The sequence below is a fragment of the Micromonospora sp. CV4 genome (genome assembly GCF_003667455.1).
Lineage (GTDB): Bacteria > Actinomycetota > Actinomycetes > Mycobacteriales > Micromonosporaceae > Micromonospora.
In genome coordinates, this window is sequence record NZ_RCVI01000344.1 from 1 (window position 1) to 16,415 (window position 16,415).

17 protein-coding genes and 1 tRNA gene are annotated in these 16,415 nt (G+C 71.4%); 6 read left to right on the forward strand and 12 right to left on the reverse strand.

Annotated features, from left to right (window positions below; all coding sequences use genetic code 11):
• The 6 genes from EAD98_RS24315 to EAD98_RS24340 all read right to left on the reverse strand — a co-directional run.
• A partial coding sequence (locus EAD98_RS24315) for a serine/threonine-protein kinase (protein ID WP_147457481.1) occupies window positions 1-898 on the reverse strand: 898 nt, incomplete at its 3' end.
• 1 nt (window position 899) lies between these two features.
• Window positions 900-2,405, reverse strand: coding sequence for a penicillin-binding protein 2 (locus EAD98_RS24320; protein WP_121656323.1), 1,506 nt, complete (start codon window positions 2,403-2,405; stop codon window positions 900-902).
• Window positions 2,402-3,892, reverse strand: coding sequence for an FtsW/RodA/SpoVE family cell cycle protein (locus tag EAD98_RS24325; protein ID WP_121656324.1), 1,491 nt, complete (start codon window positions 3,890-3,892; stop codon window positions 2,402-2,404). Before EAD98_RS24325 ends, EAD98_RS24320 begins: the two co-directional genes overlap by 4 nt.
• A 30-nt stretch (window positions 3,893-3,922) precedes the next feature.
• Window positions 3,923-5,410, reverse strand: a complete 1,488-nt coding sequence (locus EAD98_RS24330; protein ID WP_121656325.1) for a PP2C family serine/threonine-protein phosphatase — start codon at window positions 5,408-5,410, stop codon at window positions 3,923-3,925.
• Window positions 5,407-5,892, reverse strand: coding sequence for an FHA domain-containing protein (locus EAD98_RS24335; RefSeq protein ID WP_074315675.1), 486 nt, complete (start codon window positions 5,890-5,892; stop codon window positions 5,407-5,409). The genes EAD98_RS24330 and EAD98_RS24335 overlap by 4 nt, the downstream gene beginning before the upstream one ends.
• Before the next feature lie 6 nt (window positions 5,893-5,898).
• The gene (locus EAD98_RS24340) at window positions 5,899-6,687 is read right to left on the reverse strand and encodes a DUF3662 and FHA domain-containing protein (RefSeq protein ID WP_007454122.1); all 789 of its coding nucleotides are present in this window, start codon (window positions 6,685-6,687) and stop codon (window positions 5,899-5,901) included.
• 207 nt (window positions 6,688-6,894) lie between these two features.
• Here EAD98_RS24340 and EAD98_RS24345 point away from each other — a divergent pair.
• From EAD98_RS24345 to EAD98_RS24355, 3 genes are all read left to right on the forward strand, one after another.
• A tRNA-Leu gene (locus EAD98_RS24345) sits at window positions 6,895-6,980 on the forward strand.
• 64 nt (window positions 6,981-7,044) lie between these two features.
• The gene (locus EAD98_RS24350; protein WP_199723535.1) at window positions 7,045-8,160 is read left to right on the forward strand and encodes an NAD-dependent epimerase/dehydratase family protein; all 1,116 of its coding nucleotides are present in this window, start codon (window positions 7,045-7,047) and stop codon (window positions 8,158-8,160) included.
• Entirely contained in the window at window positions 8,157-8,963 is an 807-nt protein-coding gene (locus EAD98_RS24355) for a WecB/TagA/CpsF family glycosyltransferase (protein WP_121656326.1), read from the forward strand. Before EAD98_RS24350 ends, EAD98_RS24355 begins: the two co-directional genes overlap by 4 nt.
• 67 nt (window positions 8,964-9,030) lie before the next feature.
• Here the strand turns inward: EAD98_RS24355 and EAD98_RS24360 are convergent, their stop codons facing one another.
• Window positions 9,031-10,902, reverse strand: coding sequence for a S8 family serine peptidase (locus tag EAD98_RS24360; RefSeq protein WP_121656327.1), 1,872 nt, complete (start codon window positions 10,900-10,902; stop codon window positions 9,031-9,033).
• A gap of 215 nt (window positions 10,903-11,117) precedes the next feature.
• Between EAD98_RS24360 and EAD98_RS24365 the strand changes: the two genes are divergently transcribed.
• Entirely contained in the window at window positions 11,118-11,717 is a 600-nt protein-coding gene (locus EAD98_RS24365; protein ID WP_121656328.1) for a hypothetical protein, read from the forward strand.
• Here EAD98_RS24365 and EAD98_RS24370 read toward each other — a convergent pair.
• The 3 genes from EAD98_RS24370 to EAD98_RS24380 form a co-directional block, all read right to left on the reverse strand.
• The gene (locus tag EAD98_RS24370) at window positions 11,685-12,086 is read right to left on the reverse strand and encodes a hypothetical protein (RefSeq protein WP_121656329.1); all 402 of its coding nucleotides are present in this window, start codon (window positions 12,084-12,086) and stop codon (window positions 11,685-11,687) included. The two genes, EAD98_RS24365 and EAD98_RS24370, sit on opposite strands and share 33 nt — an antisense overlap.
• 214 nt (window positions 12,087-12,300) lie before the next feature.
• Entirely contained in the window at window positions 12,301-12,522 is a 222-nt protein-coding gene (locus tag EAD98_RS24375; protein ID WP_121656330.1) for a DUF397 domain-containing protein, read from the reverse strand.
• Window positions 12,492-13,373, reverse strand: coding sequence for a helix-turn-helix transcriptional regulator (locus tag EAD98_RS24380; RefSeq protein WP_030487606.1), 882 nt, complete (start codon window positions 13,371-13,373; stop codon window positions 12,492-12,494). Before EAD98_RS24380 ends, EAD98_RS24375 begins: the two co-directional genes overlap by 31 nt.
• Before the next feature lie 620 nt (window positions 13,374-13,993).
• On the opposite strand from EAD98_RS24380, the gene EAD98_RS24385 reads away from it, so the two are divergent.
• Entirely contained in the window at window positions 13,994-14,278 is a 285-nt protein-coding gene (locus EAD98_RS24385) for a hypothetical protein (RefSeq protein ID WP_121656331.1), read from the forward strand.
• A 98-nt stretch (window positions 14,279-14,376) separates the two neighbouring features.
• Entirely contained in the window at window positions 14,377-14,826 is a 450-nt protein-coding gene (locus EAD98_RS24390) for a hypothetical protein (RefSeq protein ID WP_199723536.1), read from the forward strand.
• Between the two features lie 7 nt (window positions 14,827-14,833).
• On the opposite strand, the gene EAD98_RS24395 is transcribed toward EAD98_RS24390, so the two are convergent.
• Both EAD98_RS24395 and EAD98_RS24400 read right to left on the reverse strand, forming a co-directional pair.
• Window positions 14,834-15,808 (reverse strand): PASTA domain-containing protein, encoded by a 975-nt coding sequence (locus EAD98_RS24395; RefSeq protein WP_121656332.1) that lies wholly within the window; start codon window positions 15,806-15,808, stop codon window positions 14,834-14,836.
• 213 nt (window positions 15,809-16,021) lie between these two features.
• Window positions 16,022-16,415 (reverse strand): PASTA domain-containing protein (locus EAD98_RS24400; protein ID WP_121656335.1); only part of this gene is annotated, 394 nt, incomplete at its 5' end.

Consider the following 16,415-nt stretch of genomic DNA (forward strand, 5'->3'; position numbering starts at 1 on the left):
CCTGTGCCCGGCCGGGTGCGGCGGGCGAGGCCGGCGCCGCCGAGACCGGCCCGGGGTGGCCACCGGCCCTGGCCTGCTGGGAGAGTGCGGCCTTGAGCTGCCGGGCGACGCCGGCGAGCGCGGCGGCGCTGGGCCACCGTGCGGCCGGGTCCTTGGCCAGCGCCCGTTCCACCACGGCCCGGACCTGCGGCGGGATGTCCGCCGGCAGTGGTCGGGGGGTCTCCCGGACGTGCCGCATGGCGATGTCGAGCGGGTTGTCGCCCTCGAACGGCCGCCGGCCGGCGAGGCACTGGTAGGCGACCACGCCGAGCGCGTACACGTCGGACGCCGGGGTGGCCACCCCACCGGTCGCCTGCTCGGGCGAGATGTACGAGGCGGTGCCGAGCACCGAGCCGGCGGCGGTGAGCTGGCCGACCAGGTCGGAGCGGGCGATACCGAAGTCGGTCAGCACCAGCGTGCCGTTCGGCCGGACCAGCAGGTTGCCCGGCTTCACGTCGCGGTGCACGATGCCCTTCTCGTGCGCGGCGTGCAACGCGTCCGCGGCCTGCGCGACCAGTGCCATCGTCCGGGCTGGAGTGAGCCGACCGACCCGGCTCAGCGTGGACGACAGGGCGTCGCCCTCGACGTACTCCATGACCAGGAAGGCGATCTGCTGGTCGTTGCCGAAGTCGTAGACGTCCACCACACCCGGGTGGTTGATGGTGGCCATGGTGCGGGCCTCACCGCGGAACCGCTCGGCGAAGTCCGGGTCGTCGAGCAGCGCGGGGAGCAGGCTCTTGACCGCGACCGTCCGGCCGAGCACCTGGTCGGTGCCGCGCCAGACGTCGCCCATGCCGCCGCTGGCGATCCGCTCGTCGAGGCGATAGCGGTTGCCGAGCTGGACGCCGGGGCTGAGCATGTCAGCGACCCCCGGGGTCGGCGATGGCGGCCCGCATGATCTGACCGCCGATCCGGGCCGCCTCGGCGCTGCCGCGGCCGCCGGCCTGCTCCAGTACGACGCAGACCGCGGAGACCGGGGTGCCGTTCTTGTCCAGCGCGAAGCCGATGAACCAGCCGTGGTCGGGCCGGTCCGGGGCGGACTGCGCGGTGCCGGTCTTGCCGCCGACCGTGTAGCCGCTGATCGCCGCATTCCCGCCGGTGCCATTCTGGACCACGCTGACCATCATCTCGCGCAGGTCGTTGGCGACCTGACCGTTGACCGGCTGGCGCAGCTCCCGCGGCTTCGCGGTGTAGTAGCTGGTGGTCCGGTCCGGGGCGAGTAGCTGGCGGACCAGGTACGGCCGCATCTGGCTGCCGCCGTTGGCGACCGCCCCGGCGATCATGGCCCCCTCCAGCGGGGTCATCCGGACGTTGTTCTGGCCGATCGAGGACTGGGCCAGTGCGGCCGGGTCCGTGCCGCCGTCCGGGTTCTGCATGTCCCCGGTCCGGCTGGCCGCCGTGGGCAGCCCGTCCTCGCCGAGTTGGCCGACGGTGAGGTCGTCCTGCTCGAAGCCGAACTGCCGGGCCTTCTCCTTGATGGTGTCGGCGCCCAGCCGCACCCCGAGCTTGGCGAAACCGGTGTTGCACGACTCCGTGACAGCTTCCATCAGGGTGACCTGCGCCTCGGGGCAGATCGACGTGGAGGCGTTACGGATCGGCTCGCCGGAGGTGGGCGGGGTGTAGCTGGAGCCGGCCGGGATCGGGGTGGACTTGGTGATTCCGTTCTCCAGCGCGGCCGCGGCCACCACGACCTTGAAGGTGGAGCCCGGCGGCAACGTCTCGGCGAGCGCGCGGTTGTTCAGCGGACGTTCCGGGTCTTGTTCGAGCTTGTTGTACGCCGCCGCCGCCTCGGTGGTGTTGTGGCTGGCCAGCGGGTTCGGATCGAAGCTGGGCATGGAAACCAGCGCCTGTACCGCCCCGGTACGGGGGTCGATGGCGATGGCGGCGCCCCTCTTCGCGTCCACCTGGTTGTTGCGCAACTGGTCGTACGCCACGTCCTGGGCCCGCTTGGAGAGCGTGAGCAGCACGTTGCCGCCGGCGGTCTGGTCGCCGGTGAACATGTCCTTGAACCGGTCGCCGATCAGCTGGTCGCTGGTGCCGGCCAGGAAGTCGTTCTCCACCTGCTCGATGCCCGTGTCCGCCAGGTTGACCGGCTTGTAGCCGAGCACGTGGGCGTACTTGGCGCCACCCGGGTAGGTGCGCCGGAACTTCAGCTTGCCGGTGGTCTCCTTGCTGGTGGCCACAGCGGTGCCGCCAGCCTCGATGTTGCCGCGCTTGCGCTCGTAGTCGGCGACCTGGACGCGGCCGTTGTAGTCGCTGGTGCGGTACTCGTCGGCCTTGTACGCCTGGATCCAGTTGAGGTTGGCGAAGAGCAGACCGAACAGGACCATGACGACGACGCCGACCCGGCGCAGGGGTGCGTTCACGGCTTGATCACCTCCGTGGGAGCACCGTGCAGCTGCTCGGGCGGGCCGCCGGCGGGCCGGGGCGCCTTGCCACCACCGCCGGCGACCGGCCGCCGGGCACCGTCGGAGACCCGCAGCAGAACTGCGATGAGCAGCCAGTTGGCCATCAGCGACGAGCCACCGGCGGACAGGAACGGCGTGGTCTGGCCGGTCAGCGGGATGAGCTTGCTGATGCCGCCGACGATCACGAAGACCTGGAGGCCGAGGGTGAACGCGAGACCGCCGGCGAGCAGCTTGCCGAACGAGTCGCGCACCGCGAGCGCGGCGCGCAGGCCCCGCTCCACGATCAGCAGGTAGACCACCAGCAGCGCGGAGAGGCCGAAGAGGCCGATCTCCTCACCGATGCCGGCGAAGATGAAGTCGTTCTGCACCTCGGGCAGGATGTCCGGCTGGCCGCCGCCCGGCCCCGCGCCGAAGAGCCCGCCCGTGCCGAGGGCGAGCAGGCCCTGGACGAGTTGGTAGCCCTTGTCCGTCGGGTCGGCGAACGGATCCAGCCAGATCTCGGCGCGCACGTAGAAGTTGGCGAAGGGCCCGCCGACCGTCGAGCCGAGGACGTAGGCGAGGTACGCGCCACCGAAGAAGAGGACCAGGCCGATGAGCAGCCAGCTGACCCGTTCGGTGGCGATGTACAGCGTCACCACGAACATGCCGAAGTAGAGTAGCGAGGTGCCCAGGTCCTTCTCGAAGATCAGCACCAGGAGGCTGATCAGCCAGACCACGACCACCGGGCCGAGGTCGCGACCGCGCGGGAAGTCGATGCCGAGGAAACGCCGGCTGGCCAGCGACAGCACCTCACGCTTGCGCACCAGGTAGTAGGCGAAGAACACCAGCAGCGCCAGCTTGGCGAACTCACCCGGCTGGATGGAGAACAGGCCGACATCGATCCACAGTCTGGCGCCGTTCTTCTCGGAGATGCTGCGCGGCAGCACCGCCGGGAGCATCACCAGCACGATGCCGGCCAGGCCCAGGGTGTACGCGTACCGGGAGATCGAACGGTGATCGCGCATGATGGCGAGCAGACCGGCGGCGAGGATCACCGAGAGGAGCGTCCAGGCCAGCTGGCGCCCGCCCTGCCCCGCGAAGATGGCCAGGCTCTCCCGGTCGGCCACGGGCGCCTCGCCCAGGTCGATCCGGCGCAGGAAACCCACCCCGAGGCCGTTGAGCAGCGCCACCGCCGGCAGCAGGGCCGGGTCGGCGAACGGGGCGAGGAACCGGATGACCAGATGCAGGCCGAGGAAGACCGCGCCGAGCGCGGCGGCGGGCATCCAGAAGTCCGGGGTGACCGTGTCCAGCAGGTTCGCCTCGACAGTCGCCCCGTACGCGGCCACCAGCACCATGGCGAGCAGCAGCAGGGACAGCTCGGCGTTGCGTCGGGACCGGGCCAGGCGTACGCCGGACTGCCCGCCCGTGGTCGCGGGAGAGGGTGCCGGTGTGGCCGCTACGGTCACGGGTGGAGTCCTCGGGATCTCAGCTGACGCTCACTCGGGAGACCGGCAACCGGCCGGGTCGAGCCCTGGCGTGGTCGAGTCGGAGGGCGTGGCGTCGGGTGTGGTGGTCGGGCCGGTCGCGCCGACAGCGGCGGTCGCACCGGTGGTCGGGCTTGCGCTGACGACCCCGTTGGGGGTCACCGACGCCTTGACGCTGGGGCTGCCGTTCGGTGCCGGCGTCGTTCCGATCGGCGTCGGGGTCACCGGCGTCGGGGTCGGCGTCGGCGTGCCTCCCACCGCGGTGGTCGGGTCGGACGGGCAGAGCGGCTTCAGGTTGGGGTTGCTCGGGGTGTCGCTGGTCAGCTCGGCGAGCTGGCGCTCGGCATCCGGCTCGCTCTTGGCCCGGATGCCCACCTTGACGGTGTCCTGCGCCGCCACGGTGAGGTCGTCCAGCCGGGTGCCGCTGGTGCGGTGCACGGTGGAGAGGTCCATCCCGGCGACCTGACCCTGAATGCCACGGAAGACGGCGACCTGGCCCTCCTCGGTGGCGCCCACGTAGTACTGCCGCTGCGTGTACGTCCAGCCGGCGAAGAGCCCGCCGCCGAGGATCACCAGCAGGGCCAGCGCCATGGCGGTGGCCCGCACCGGGCGACGCTTCGGCCGCTCCTGCTCGTCGTCCGCCGCCGGCTCCTCGGGCGCGGCCGGGCGCGGCGCGGAGAGCGCCGAGGCCCGGGCGGCCGGGGTGGAGTCGTCGGCGGAGGTCGCCATGCCTCGGTCCCGGGCGGCGGCGCCGCCGACGATCGGGGTCGCCTCGACGATGTCCTGATCGGTGGCGTCCGCGATGATCACCGTGATGTTGTCCGGACCACCGCCGCGCAGCGCGAGCTGCACCAGCCGCTCGACGCACTGCTGCGGGTCGGCGTACTCCCGCAGGGTCTCACCGATGGTCTCGGCGCTGACCACACCCGAGAGGCCGTCGCTGCAGATCAGGTACCGGTCACCGGGCAGCACCTGGCGCACCGAGTACTCCGGGTCGATGTCCCGGCCGTCCAGGGCACGGGTGAGCAGCGACCGCTGTGGGTGACTGCTCGCCTCCTCGGCGCTGATCCGACCCTCGTCGACGAGCATCTGGACGTAGGTGTCGTCCTTGGTGACCTGCGCGAACTCGCCGTTGCGCAGCAGATAGGCCCGCGAGTCGCCGATGTGGACCATTCCCAGCTTGCTGCCGGAGAAGAGGGTCGCCGTCAGCGTGGTGCCCATCCCCTCCAACTGTGGGTTGGCGTCCACCGTGTCGCGGAGTTGTTGGTTGGCGGTGCCCACGGCCGAACGCAACGCGTCGACGAGAGCGTCCCCCGGGACGTCCTCGTCGAGCGGCGCCATGGCACCGATGACGATGTTGCTGGCGACGTCACCGGCGGCCATGCCGCCCATGCCGTCGGCAACGGCGAGTAGCCGCGGCCCGGCGTAGACGGAGTCTTGATTGCCGTCTCGGATCAGACCGCGGTCGCTGTGGGCCGCATAGCGCAGGGTCAGAGTCATGGCCGTAATTCGAGGGAAGTGCGGCCGATCCGGATCGGCACGCCGAGGGGGACGGGGGTTGGTCCGGTGACCTTAGCGCGATCTAGGTACGTGCCGTTAGTCGAGCCGAGGTCCTCGACGAACCACTGCCCGTCGCGCGGCACGAGCCGGGCGTGCCGCGCGGAGGCGTAGTCGTCCGTGATGACCAGGGTGGAGTCCTCGGCCCGACCGATGGTGATCTGCGCTTCACCGAGAGTGATCCGAGTGCCGGCCAGCTGACCGGCGGTCACCACCAGCTGGTGCGCCGCCCTGCCCCGCTTCACCTTCGCCGGTTTGGCCGCCTGCCCCGTCGAGGCGCCCACCGCACGCGGCGCGGCGACCAGGCGACCTGACCGGGCCCCCGCGAAGAGGTCCCGGCGGATCACACCGACCACCGTGAACACGAAGATCCACAGAAGGATCAGGAACCCGAACCGGGCGACGGTGATGACCAGTTCCGGCAAGGCGGGTCAGCCGTCCACGCGGAAGGTCAGCGTCGTGGTGCCGAGCTGGACCATGTCACCCGGGTTGAGAGCGACGGCAGAGACCCGCTGGCCGTTGACCATGGTGCCGTTGGTCGACCCCAGATCGGTCAGCACGACCTGTCCGCCGTCGAAATCCAGCCGGGCGTGTCGCCGGGAGATGCCGACGTCGGGCAGGCGCAGGTTGGCCTGGTCCCCACGGCCGATCACCGTCGACCCCATCTGGAGGGGGTAGGTGCGCCCGTCGCCGGAGACCAGCCGCACGTTACGGCCGCCACCGTGCCCGGGCGGCGGGCCGTAGCCGCCACCCTGGTCGTACGCGGGGTAGGCGGGCGGGCCGGCGTCGTAGCCGGGCGCCGAGACCGGGGCGACCTCGCCCCCGGTGTACACCTCGGCGGTGACCCGGAACATCCCCGTGTCCAGGCCCTCCCCCCGTTCGATTTCGACGATCACGTCGCCGTAGACCGTCCAGGCCTGCTCGCCGATGAACTCCGCCTGCGACTGGGCCAACTCCTGGGCCAGCGCGGCGGCGTACGGCGCCAGCCGACTATGGTCGAACGGCGAGAGATCGATCACGTAGCGGTTGGGCACCAACGTGCGCCCACCGGCCAGGATCGCCTTGTGCGCCTCGGCCTCCCGCTGCATGGCGTTGAGGATCTCCACGGGGTGGACCACCCCTTTGAAGACCTTGGCGAAGGCCCCTTCTACCAGGCCTTCCAGACGCTTCTCGAAGCGTTGCAGCACGCTCACCGGCTCCTCCTCGGGTCCCGAGGACATGATGGTATCCGGCCGGCGCGCGCGCAGCTCACACGCCGCTCGGCCGCCTGCTACCGACCCGTTCGGATGGGCCGGGTCTCCCGTGCTAATCTTTCGTCCGCCACGAACGGTAACCGCTCGTGGCGAGCGCCGGGGACAGCGTAGTATCTCCGGGGCCTGCTGGAGACAGTGGGTCCGGGGCGGCTACAGTGTTCCGGGTCGTGCCACGGGGATGTGGCGGAATGGCAGACGCGCACGGTTCAGGTCCGTGTGCCCGAAAGGGCGTGGGGGTTCAACTCCCCCCATCCCCACCACCGACGAGGGCTCCGCAGAATGCGGGGCCCTTCCGTCATCTCGGGGCGTGCCCGTTGTCACGCTATGCTCCGATGGTTTCTGCCTCCGATGGACCAGGAGTGGCGTGTGAGTGTCGCGTTGGTGACCGGGTCGGGTGGTCTGATCGGCTCCGAGGCGGTCCGGCACTTCGCCGGCCTCGGTCTGGACGTCGTCGGCATCGACAACGACATGCGCCGGTACTTCTTCGGCGAGGACGGCTCCACCTCGTGGAGCCTGGAACGGCTCAGCCGTGACCTGGGCACCGCGTACACCCACTTCGCGGTGGACATCCGGGACCGGGACGGCCTGGAGCAGGTGTTCAAGAAGTACGGCTCCGACATCGCCGTGGTGATCCACAGCGCGGCGCAGCCGAGTCACGACTGGGCGGCCAAGGAGCCGTACACGGACTTCGACGTGAACGCCGGCGGCACGCTCAACATCCTGGAGAACACCCGACGGCACGCCATCGACGCGCCGTTCATCCACTGCTCCACCAACAAGGTCTACGGCGACCGGCCCAACAGCCTGCCGCTGATCGAGCTGGAGACCCGGTACGAGCTGCCCGAGGACCACCGCTGGTACCAGGGCATCACCGAGGACATGTCGATCGACAGCTCGCTGCACTCGGTCTTCGGCGCCTCCAAGGTCGCCGCGGACGTGATGGTCCAGGAGTACGGGCGCTACTTCGACATGAAGACCGCCTGCTTCCGGGGCGGCACGCTGACCGGCCCGGCGCACTCGGCGGCCGAGCTGCACGGGTTCCTGGCCTACCTGATGCGCTGCGTGATGGAAGGTCGGACGTACAACCTGTTCGGCTACAAGGGCAAGATGGTCCGCGACGCGATCCACTCGCGGGACGTGCTGACCGCGTTCGAGGCGTTCTTCCGGGCGCCACGCTCGGGAGAGGTCTACAACCTCGGCGGCGGCCGGCACTCCAACACCTCGCACATCGAGGCGTTCCGGATCGCCGAGGAGATCACCGGCCGCGAGGCGCAGATCAACTACGTCGAGCAGAACCGCACCGGCGACCACCAGTGGTACGTGAGCAGCATGGCCCGCTTCGAAGCGCAGTATCCGGAGTGGAAGATTACGTATGACGTCCCGATGATCCTGCGGGAGATCTACGAAGCCAACGTGGACAAGTGGGTGCCCCAGGCATGACCGCCCAGACCAAGCGCAACGTGCTCGGCGTCCTGGTCGACGCCACCGACTACGCCGCGGCGACCGACGCCGTGGTTACCGCGGCGCACGAGCGGCGCCCGCTCGCGCTGACCGCGCTGGCCGTGCACGGCGTGATGACCGGGGTGCTGGACCCGGCGCACAACGCCCGACTCAACTCCTTCGACGTGGTCACCCCCGACGGCCAGCCGGTGCGCTGGGCGCTCAACCTGCTGCACCACGCCGGGCTCACCGACCGGGTCTACGGGCCGACGCTGACCCTGCACGTGCTCTCACGCTTCGCCGACGAGGGGCTGCCGGTCTACCTGTACGGCTCCACCGAGGAGACGCTGGCCAAGCTGATCCCGGCGCTGGAGCGGATGTTCCCGGCGCTGAAGATCGCCGGGGTGGAGCCGTCCAAGTTCCGCGCGGTCCAGCCGGGCGAGGACGCCGAGATCGCCGACCGGATCCGGTCCAGCGGCGCCCGGCTGGTCCTGGTCGGGCTCGGCTGCCCGCGCCAGGAGGTCTTCACGTACGCCATGCGGCCGTTGCTCGACATGCCGCTGATGGCTGTCGGCGCGGCCTTCGACTACCACGCCGGGCTGTTGCGCCAGCCCCCGCCGTGGATGCAGCGCGTCGGCCTGGAGTGGTTCTGGCGGCTCGGCCTGGAGCCGAAGCGGCTCTGGCGCCGCTACGTGATCCTCAACCCGGCCTACCTGGCCCGGCTCGCCGGGCAGAAGACCGGCCTGTGGAAGGCCCGCCCGCCGGCGCCGGCCACCGAGCGGCCGGCCACCTTCGCGGTCTGACCCCTGATCCGTACGGCACGAGGCCCCACCCGGTGTTCCGGGTGGGGCCTCGGCTGTGGGAACCAGGTCAGAGGGTCAGGGTCCAGGTGTTGATGTAGCCGGTGTCCCCGGAGTAGACGTCCCGCACCTGGAGCCGCCAGGTGCCGTTCGCCGCCTCACTGGAGACGTTGGCGGTGTAGGTCGTGTTCACGTTGTCGGCGCCGTCGAAGTAGCTGCTGTTCTTCAACCGGTACGCCGAACCGTCCGGAGCGACCAGGTCGATCACCAGGTCACCGCGGTAGGTGTGCACGATGTTCACCGCGATGGTCGAGGCCGACGAGGCGTTGCGGCCACAGCCGGCGATCGTGATCGAGCTGGACACCGTGGCGCCGGTGTCCGGGATCGCGACGTCGGTGCCGTTGCTGCCGGAGCAGCCGCCGCCACCCGAACCGGTCACGGTCAACGTGTAGGTGGCCGTGCGGGTGCCCGCCGCGCCGCTACCGGTGATCGTGATCGGGTAGCTGCCGGCGGGGGTGCTCGCCGAGGTGGCGATGGTGAGGGTGGACGAGCCGCCCGAGGTCACCGTCGACGGGCTGAACGAGGCGGTCGCGCCGGCCGGCAGGCCGCTGGCGGAGAGGCTGACCGACTGGGCGGAACCGGCGGTGGTGGCCGTGCCGACGGTGGCCGTCACCGAGCCGCCGGGCGCGGTGGAGCCGGAGGTCGGCGACACCGAGACCGAGAAGTCGTTGGCCGGCGGGGTGCCGTTCACGACGTAGAGCAGCCGGTTCGGGGTGCCGGTGCCGACGTTGGTCACCACGTTCGGGGTCGAGTTGTTGACCAGGTTGTCCCGGACCTGCTGCGGGCTCCACGACGGGTTCGCCGAGAGCACCAGCGCCGCGGCGCCGGCGACGTGCGGCGATGCCATCGAGGTGCCGCTGATGGTGTTCGTGGCGCTGCTGCCGGTGTACCAGGCCGAGGTGATGTTGACACCCGGGGCCAGGATGTCGACGCAGGTGCCGAAGTTGGAGAAGCTCGCCGCGGCGTCGTTGTTCTGCGTCGCACCGACGGTGATCGCGGAGGCGACCCGCGCCGGGGAGTAGTTGCAGGCGTTCTGCCGGACACCGAGGGCGTTGCCGTTGCCGGCGGCGACCGCGTACGTGACGCCGGAGTTGATCGAGTTGGTGACGGCCGTGTCGATCGAGCTGTTGGCGCCACCACCGAGGCTCATGTTCGCCACGGCCGGCTTGACCGCGTTCGCGGTCACCCAGTCGATGCCGGCCACCACCTGGGCGTTGGTGCCGCTGCCCTGGCAGTTGAGCACTCGGACGCCGACGATCTGGACGCCCTTCGCCACTCCGTACGCCGAGCCGCCAACGGTGCCCGCCACGTGCGTGCCGTGGCCGTTGCAGTCGTCGGCGGAACCGCCGTCCACCGCGTCGAAGCCGGAGACGGCCCGCCCGCCGAAGTCGTTGTGCCCGTACAGCACGCCGGTGTCGATGATGTAGGCGCGGACGTTCGACGCCGTGTTCGGGTAGGTGTACGAGCTGTTCAGGGGCAGGTTCCGTTGGTCGATCCGATCCAGACCCCAGGACGGCGGGTTGGTCTGGGTGCCGGCGATCGAGACGGTGTGGTTCTGCTCGACGTACGCCACCGCCGGGTCGGCTGCGATCCGTGCGGCGGCCTTCGCGCCGACCCGGATCTCGAAGCCGCGCAGCGCCGCGCCGTAGGTGCGGGCCACCGTGCCGCCGTGCCGGCCGACCAGCCGGTCCGCGTTGTCGCCGACCGTGCTCCGGCTGACGGCGGTGTCCTTGAAGACGACGATGTAGCTGTCCGCGACGGCCGTGTCCCCACCCGCCGCCCGGATGGCTCCGGTGGGTTCGGCGGCCAGGGCGGGCGTGGCGGCGGCCAACAGGGTCAGTGCGGCCACCCCGACGAGTACGGACCTGTGGGCAAGACGCATCTCTTACCTCCCTCCGACCGGCAGCCGCCCGACGCGGGTCCCGCTCAGATCCATGACGGCCGATCTTTCCCGAGGGTAGGACAGCGCAGTGATGAAGATAAACATGTCGCATCGTTCATAACGCGGAGAGGATGCCCCCTACGGGACGGCGTTCCGGGACGAACGAGGGCTGCGCCCGGATTCGCGGACAGCCACGATCGGGGAGGCTGACCAGCATGGATAGCCCCCTCGCCACCCTGCTGCCGATCGCCGTGCTGTGGCTGGCCGCCGGCGTGGTCGCGGACGGCCTGCCCCGGCTGGACCGCGCCCGCGCGCTACGCCGACGCGCCGGACACCTGCTCATCCTGACCCTGGTGGCTCTGACGCTCACGGTGACCGTGCTGGCGGCCGGGTTGTTCAGTGCCGGAAACACGCCGGCCGATCAGGCGGCCACCGCCCTCAATCTCGCCGGGCTCCCCGCACTCGTGGTGGCGGTCTGCACCGTACGCCGGGTGCGTCGGCTGCGGGCCGGCGCGGGAGCGTTCGCCGCGGCGCCCGAGACGCCCGCGCCGCACGGCCTCCGGGCCGCCGCTGCGCACCCGCTGATCGGGTTGCCGTTGCAGGTCACCGGCGTGCTGACGGTGCCCGCGGTGGTCGCGGCGGGCGGCACCGACCTGCTCGCCGCACCGGGTGTCACCGGCCCGGTGATCACCGTCGGCGCGCTCGGGATCCTGACCATCGGCGTCCGGCACGCGCTGCGGCACAGCAGGCTCGCCGAGCGGGCCCGGCCGGACCCACCGCGGTCAACGCGAGCGCCCGGGCCCCTGCACGTATAGCAGCTCCAGGATCGCCCGGGTCGCCTCGAACCAGCGGTCCAGCCAGCCCGGCGGCGGCACGCTGCCCTTCGGCGGCAGCTCCATCAGCAGGCCGCGCAGCAATGGGTGGTCGGCCAGTGACCCGGTGGCCTCCATCGGCCAGCCGCTCGGCGGAAAGGACGGCTCGACCAGCGGGTTCGGATCCAGCGAGGGCAGGGAGAGCGGCGCTTCGCTCGCCTCGGCCGCCGGCGCCTCCCGCCCGCTCATCTCCTGGTCGGTCGAGACCACCTCGGTCAGTACGGTGTCCCGACGCGCCCCGCGGTACTTGCCACCGAACCGCTCCGGCTTGCCCGGACCGTTGGTGAGATTGTCAGACCCGATCGTCGTCATCCGTCTCGCCTGCCTCGCTGGGTTGCGGACCGGTGCGGCGGGTCATGGACCAGCGCCGTACCGACGGGTTCAACGAGACGGACCCGCTGTGGCGACGGGAATCCCGGCGGAACCTCGTCGACGGCGCCTCGCGGCGAGCGGGAGCCCGGCAACCCGGGCACGCGAAAGCCCCCGCCCGGTCGAGACCGGACGGGGACCTCACGTGACCGCTCGGTCAGGCCGAGCCGAACACACCACCTCTGGTGCCGGCGACGAAGGCATGCCAGTCACCCGGGGCGAAGACCAGGGCCGGCCCGGCCTTGTCCTTCGAGTCCCGCACTCCGACCGCCCCGGTCACGTACGCCACCTCCACGCAGTTGTCACAGTTCGGCCCGCTCTTCGAGCTCTTGAACCACGTTGCCTGCGTCAGGTCCACGGGGAACCCCTTGGTCGCCATTTCCACAACGGCTCCTCTGCCAGTTTTGCGATGTGTGCGACGGACTCCTCCGGACGAATGGCCGCGGCGCGGATGTGATCGAAGATGAAGCTGTACTTCTGTAGTTCGTCGCTCTTCTCAAGGAAAAGCCCACCCGTGGCGTTCTCCGCGTACACGACATCCGGATCACCGGGCTCGGGGAAGCTGAGGATCGTGAAGGTGCCGTCCATGCCGGCGTGCGCACCCACCTCGAAAGGCAGGATCTGCAACGTCACGTTCGGCAACTCGGCCACTTCGACCAACCGCTTGAGCTGGCCACGCATCACCTCGTCCCCACCCACCGGCCTGCTTACCACCGCCTCATCGAGCACCACCCACAGATCGACCGGATCGTCCTGGGTCAACAACGACTGACGGCCCAGTCGGACACGCACCCGTTGGTGGACCTGATCGGCGGTGAAGTCCGGCCGGGCCGCGCGGATCATCGCGCCGGCGTACTCCTCGGTCTCCAGCAGACCGGGCACCACCTGCTGCTCGTACGCCCGGATCGAGCTCGCCGCGGCCTCCAGCCCGACGTACGCGCCGACCAGCACGGTGCTGTACGGGTGCCACCAGCCCTTCTGCCGGGCCTCCCGGGCGATCTGGACGAGCTCGTCGCTCTCGGCGCCCACCACGCCGTAGATCCGCAGCATGTCGCGGACGTCGCGCGGGGTGGCCGTGGTGTGCCCGGTCTCGATCCGGGAGACCTTCGACGCCGAGCACTCCAACTGCTCGGCGACGACTTCGATGGTGATCCCGGCGGACTCCCGCTGGCGGCGTAGCTCGGCACCGAGCCGTCGCCGCCGGATGGTGGGGCTGCGCCGCTCACTCATGGCGCTCCCCGGTCACTGCTTTCCGCCGCTGGCTGCTCGACCCCACTCGGGCTACCTCCGGTCGACGCGCCACTGGCTGTCGCCCGCCGGGGGCGCGACCGTCGACCGGCGAGCGTTCGCGGCGAGGGGTGGTGCCGGTTCTCGGCCGGCCGCGACGGGCGAAACCGGCTCTCAGTGTGCCGTCCGGACACGGATGGCTTCAAGCGCCGCTTTGCGGAAGGGACTCACGTATCGGCAAAAGTCGACGTGCAACTTGCATGAAGCACGTCCCTGATGCAGTCTGTCCGTATGGCACGGATCACTCAGCGTCTCCGTCCGGTCCCCCGGTGTGGTGATCCCACCGACCCGGGGAAACGGGCACGACGCGGGCCCGGCCGGCGACACCGAGAGCTGCTCCGGGGTGAGGACCCCGCCGCTGCAAGCCAGCCGGCTGCGGCGGCGGGCGCGGTTCCCGGAAGCAGCCGGGTGATGGTCGGGTGGCGGCACGCCACCAGCGGAGTACGGCCCGACCACCACCACCCGCACCACCGGTCCACGAGGCGCGACCCCGTCACCGGGCCGAGACGTTCCCCAGACCAGTCACCGCCGGCACGACGCCGGCCGACCTCCCAGGAGCCCATGTGCTTCCCCGCTCCGGTGACGTACTGCACGTGACTCGCGCGGCGAGTGTCCAGTTCCTCAGGCCCATCAAGTTCCGGGTGATCCGGTTGCTCGACTGGCCCACCTACGACGGTTGGCTCTGGCTCGACGGCTACGAGTTGAACGCCGCCGGCGACGCGGTCAACCGCCGGTCGATCTTCGTTCAGCGGGACGGCCTGCAACAGATGCAGGCCGCTCCGGAGCCACGCCCGCACACCGTACGGAGCCGGCGACCCGTCGTCCGTACCCCGGTCCGGGTGGGCTGACCAACGCGATCCGCCGCCGGTGGGCGTGCCATCGCCATAGAATTGGTACGCCCACCCCGGCACCGTTCCACCCGCGCGTCCAGGGCCCTGAGCCTGGGATGGTCATGGTCAATCAGCCCGCCGTGCGGCGGCACCACCGCTCCCGTATCGCCTACGCTTTCGGACTTCTCGCCCTGCTCGGGGCCGTGACCACCCTCGTGGTCCTGGCCCGCGACCCGGCGCTGTCGTCCACCCGGCTGACCACTCCGGTGCCGGCGCCGGAAATCACCGTGGTCGACGCCGACCCGCCGACGTACGACCAACCCGGTTGGTTCGAGACCGACGCCCCGGACGGCCGTGCCGGTGCGATCGACCCGACCGGCCCTGCCGCGGTTGCCGGCGCCGGTGGCGGCGGTCAGTCCGACGGACGGCAGGAGATCACCGAAGCCGGTCCGGACCGGCACACCGCGACGGACGTCCGCCGCTCGCTGTTCTGGTCCGGGATCTTCGGCCTCACCATCGCGCTGGCCGGCCTCGGCCTGGTCGGCACCCGCCGCCGGATGTGGTGAGCACCGGTCACTGCGTAGGCGTCACCGTCGGGCTCGGCCCGGCCGTGCTGGCCCCGGTCGAGGGCTGCGCCTCGGACACGATCAGCAGCACCTCCTCGTCGGTGGGCACCGAGGTGCCGGCATCCGGTTCGGTGCCCACCACCGTCCCCGGCGGCAGCTCGGACGGGCGGTACACCACCCGGTAGGACAGGCCGAGCCGGTCCAGCAGCCCTTCCGCGGTGGCCTGCGGCAGACCGGTGAGCGGCGGCACCGGCACCTCGGCCGGGGCGCTGGTGGCCGCCGGGCTGCTCGGCGTCTCGCTGGTCGGCGCCGCCGAGGTCGGGGCCGCGCTGGTCGGCGCGGCGCTGGTGGCACTGGGTGGCGGCAGCGACGGGGTGGGCCCCGGGTCGTCGTCCCGGTCGTCGTTCTGCGCGGCGAGCGCCACCCAGAGGGCAGCGCCGAGCAGCCCGGCGAGCAGGAGAGCGAGCACGCCCCAGAGGATCGGCAGCCACCAGCGTCGGCCACCCTGCTCCTCGGCGTACCACTCTCCGGAGGGCTCGGCCGGTCGGGCCGCTCGTACCTCCGCCCGCCCGGACCACGGCGCCGGGGTCGCCCGCTCGGCGGGCATCCGCGCGGTCCGGTCGACCGGCGCGCCCGGCTGGGTCTGCGCGGAGCGGTCGATCGGCATGGTCTGGTCCGGCGACGCGGCGGGACCGGAGGCGGCGCGGTCCATCGGCGCGGTCTGGTCCGGCGACGCGGTGGGACCCGACGCGGCGCGGTCCATCGGCGCGGTCTCATCCGGCGACGCGGCGCGGTCCATCGGCGCGGTCTCATCCGGCGACGCGGCGCGGTCGATCGGCATGGTCTCGTCCGGCGACGCGGCGGTCGGTGTGGCGGGTCCGGTCGGCGGTGACGGCTCCGGACGGCCGGCGGTGGGGGGTAGCGGACGCGTCCGGTCGTCGTCGTGCTCCCCGGCGGGCGGCTCCTGGCGGTCGTCGCTCATCGCACGTCCTTTCCCGAACCGGGCGGGTGCCATGGCCCTGGACCGCCAACCTAACCGCCCGCACCGTCATCGGCGGGGATCAGCGACTCGAACCGCCCGGCCCTGATCGGGCATCGAGGGGCCGGCCCGGCACCCGCCCACGGCGAACGGACCTCGGGGCGGGCTCGCGCGTGCGCGTCGGGTCGCGGTGGAGACGGGTTCGCGGGCCGAAGATCAGAGGGGAGGGTTCGTGCCCGGCAGGCTCGGCGGCGTCTCCCCGCACCAGATGCTGACCTCGTCGTTCCAGCGGGCCGGACCGTCCTCGGCCGGTTCCTGCCGGCCGACCTCTCCGCTGCGGCCGCTGCGGTAGCGCGGGTAGAGCCCCTCCTCGACCAGCTCGTCGGCGGCTTTCGCGCAGTCGTCGCCGACCACGTCGGGCACCTCGGCCTCGGGCGGTGGGCCGGCGACCCGCAGCTGCACCGTGGTGCCCCGGGCCACCTCGGTGCCCACGGCGGGCGAGGTGCTCTCGACCGTACGGCCGGTGCCGCTGCCGAAGACCAGCCGCCAGCCCAGCCGCTGCTTGCGCAGGGCGTCCCGGGCCTCGACGAAGTCGGAGCCGACCACCGGT